The sequence below is a fragment of the Butyricimonas sp. BSD2780061689_150309_C8 genome (assembly GCF_015560935.1).
Classification (GTDB): Bacteria; Bacteroidota; Bacteroidia; order Bacteroidales; family Marinifilaceae; genus Butyricimonas; species Butyricimonas paravirosa.
The window spans coordinates 1-1,994 of sequence record NZ_JADMSV010000061.1; the positions used below are offsets into that span (position 1 = coordinate 1).

At 40.7% G+C, this 1,994-nt stretch carries 3 protein-coding genes and 1 pseudogene; 3 read left to right on the forward strand and 1 reads right to left on the reverse strand.

The features are described from left to right. The 3 genes and pseudogenes from I2I33_RS20175 to I2I33_RS20185 form a co-directional block, all read left to right on the forward strand. A pseudogene (locus I2I33_RS20175) lies at positions 1–209 on the forward strand (hypothetical protein); the annotation flags it as partial. Further along, positions 196–840, forward strand: a complete 645-nt coding sequence (locus tag I2I33_RS20180; RefSeq protein WP_087422723.1) for a DUF3164 family protein — start codon at positions 196–198, stop codon at positions 838–840. The pseudogene I2I33_RS20175 and the gene I2I33_RS20180, both read left to right, overlap by 14 nt. A gap of 64 nt (positions 841–904) precedes the next feature. Then, on the forward strand, positions 905–1,318 hold the full coding sequence (locus I2I33_RS20185; RefSeq protein ID WP_140402635.1) for a hypothetical protein: 414 nt from the start codon (positions 905–907) through the stop codon (positions 1,316–1,318). Positions 1,319–1,332: 14 nt separating this feature from the next. Here the strand turns inward: I2I33_RS20185 and I2I33_RS20190 are convergent, their stop codons facing one another. Continuing rightward, positions 1,333–1,743: a hypothetical protein gene (locus I2I33_RS20190; RefSeq protein WP_087422721.1), complete on the reverse strand. Its 411-nt coding sequence runs from the start codon at positions 1,741–1,743 to the stop codon at positions 1,333–1,335. Positions 1,744–1,994 lie beyond the last annotated feature (251 nt).

Genomic DNA, 1,994 nt, shown 5'->3' on the forward strand with positions numbered 1-1,994 from the left:
AAACCGCTACTTCCATTTGGAGAAGTGTAAAAATTGACATCTGCCGGAATTGCGGGGGAACGGGCAAAAAAGAAGTTTACATCGGTAAAAACCGGGATAACGAATACGATTCAGAACCTTGCAAGGTATGTAACGGTTCGGGAATGGTAAAGAAAGTATTAACCGTGGACATCTATCCATATAACAACACAGACAATGAATCTAAATGAACTGACACCCGAGCAACGGGCACAACTGGCGAAAGAAGCCCTAGAAGCTGAAAAAGCCAAAGAGATACAAAAAGAGAACGATCGGCAAGCGTACAAAGAACTTGTCAGTGGCAAGGTAGACGAACTATTCCCCTCACTAGAAAAATTAAGCGTACAGCTAGGGGAAGCGAAAAAACACGTGTATGACGAATTTTCTACCGCCCTAAGCATGAAACGTGACCTTTACAACATAAAGGACAGCCAAAACAGCCACGCTTTCATGAACGTGAAAGGAGATCGCCGGATCACACTAGGAAATAACACCGTCGATAATTACGATGACACCGTCGATGCCGGAATCAGTATCGTAAAAGAGTATATATCAAGCCTCGCGAGGGATGAAAACAGTCGTATTCTTGTTGATACTGTAATGCGTCTTCTGGCAAAAGACCAAAAAGGTACGCTGAAACCTTCCCGGGTTATGCAATTGCGCCAGATGGCGAACAAATCCGGGAATGCCCGTTTTATCGAGGGAGTTAGGATAATCGAGGCTGCATACAAGCCTGAACAAAGCAAAACATACGTCCGGGCAGAGATAAAGGACGAAAATGGAAAGTGGAGAAGTATACCGCTTGGCATGACAGAAGCGTAATCCCGGATGGTCACCGGGGTGGTTCGACTCCGCCCCCGGGAACAAAATTTTAAACCTAAACAAGATGAATCACACGGACACGGCACACAAGACCTTATTCTCCACGCTACAAAAACGCGGGTTAATGGAAATACGTCACGAGATTTGCGAGAAACTTGTGCAACGTAATATCTCGTCCCTCTCGGAATTAACGGAAAACGAGGTAGCGATAATTATAGGCGACCTTGGCACGGACGAGGATTACGGGCGAGTAGATTTTAATAACAATCGACACAGGTACATTCTTTCCCTATGTTATCAACTCGGTTGGGTTCGGGTACACCCCTGCCTCAATCGCACGGTTGTCGACAACTCCCGGCTCGGTCGTTTTATTAAGCAGCGAGGCAAGTACAAAAAACCGCTTCTCCAGTACACGGGAGATGAACTAGGTGCCTTAATTAAGGCTTTGGAACTAATACTGGAGAATCAGACAAAATAAACTTATTGAGTTTTTTAGTCTCTTGCCGTTTTACGATTCCACGAGCCTATTGCAACAGTAAATAGTCCCAAAAAATAACAAAATACAAACCAAATTAGATATCTACCACAAATGAAATACAAATACAAAAAAGTTAGCATGATTATGACTCCAAAGTATAACAGCAATATACACACATTTCCATTTTTTGTATTTACAAAAGGAAGAAATGCGCCCATCATTATAGCTATAATCGCGGCAGCACCTCCTGCAAATGCAATTTGCTTGTAAAATTCAGATGCTAAAAAAACATTCGAAACAAGTGACAATGCCACATAATTCACAAGAATATAAATAACATAAGCTAAAATAGCCGAACCAATATTAATCTCATAATAAGAATAAGATTTCCGAAATAATGAAGCAAAAAATTGCAATGAATTCATGATAAATAAATTTTAATTAGATACAGCGACTTAATTTTTATGCAAATATCATTATAAATAATAATAGAAACAACTAATGGCATACAATAAGAAAGGATATTATATCAGGGCTCGGGTTATCCAAGAAATCACGGCACAATATTACGAACCGGAAAACCACGCCAAATGCTATAAAATGGTGTGGAAAAAGTATATCTATCCCCGGTTCGGAATCTGTTATCATTCATACCTAAGGTACATGAAAGTACAAG